Source organism: Nocardioides sp. (assembly GCF_024509035.1).
GTDB lineage: Bacteria > Actinomycetota > Actinomycetes > Propionibacteriales > Nocardioidaceae > Nocardioides.
Window position 1 is genome coordinate 912 of record NZ_JANINT010000411.1, and the last position, 720, is coordinate 1631.

General features: G+C 71.1%; 2 protein-coding genes. Both read right to left on the reverse strand.

The window, feature by feature from the left end; translation table 11 throughout:
• A partial coding sequence (locus tag Q0L15_RS22615; RefSeq protein WP_296607113.1) for a (2Fe-2S)-binding protein occupies window positions 1-392 on the reverse strand: 392 nt, incomplete at its 3' end.
• A gap of 1 nt (window position 393) precedes the next feature.
• Window positions 394-720 (reverse strand): FAD-dependent oxidoreductase (locus Q0L15_RS22620; protein WP_366939644.1); only part of this gene is annotated, 327 nt, incomplete at its 5' end.

Consider the following 720-nt stretch of genomic DNA (forward strand, 5'->3'; position numbering starts at 1 on the left):
ATCGCCTTCTCGGCCAAGTGCGCGAGCCGGGGGCGCGAACGGAAGAGCCTGAACTGGAAGCCCGCGGGGACGAACCTCGCCAGGAGGTCGGTGGCCCGCAGGAGGTCGCGGTCGGTGCTCGGCCAACCTCGTTCCCGGCGCACGACCTCCCCGCCCCGCACGGGGGTCGTGCAGGAGGTCACGCCGGGCAGCCCGTTGACCGTGACGGGACAGTTGCCGCAGATGTCGTACCCGCAGGTGTACCCGCGCGGACGGCGGTACTTGAAGCTACGGGTCAGCACCGGCGTTCCGGACTGCAGGATCGCGGAGGCGATCGACTGTCCCGGCCGGGCCGACAACGTGCGGCCCTCGAACGTGAAGGCCACGGACTCGTCAGGATGGGCGCTGGTCAACTCAGGACCTTCCGTCGGTGGTGAGGACGAGCGTGGACTCGGCGATGGAGCGCCCCTCGATGAGGCGGCGCGCCTCGAAGGGCGCCATGACGGCATCGACCCGGCCCGTGACGATGCTCTCGGCCAGCAGCCGGCCGGCCGCGGGCGCGCCCATGAATCCGTAGACCCACGCGATGCTGAGGTGGTAGCCCGAGACACCCGGCGCCTCTCCGAGGACCGGCGCCAGGTCTGGGGCCTGGGAGACGGTCCCGGCCCAGTTGCGCAGGATGCGCACCCCTCCCAGGTCGGGGAACAACCGGACCCACTTGGTCGCCATGTCGCGCAGCAT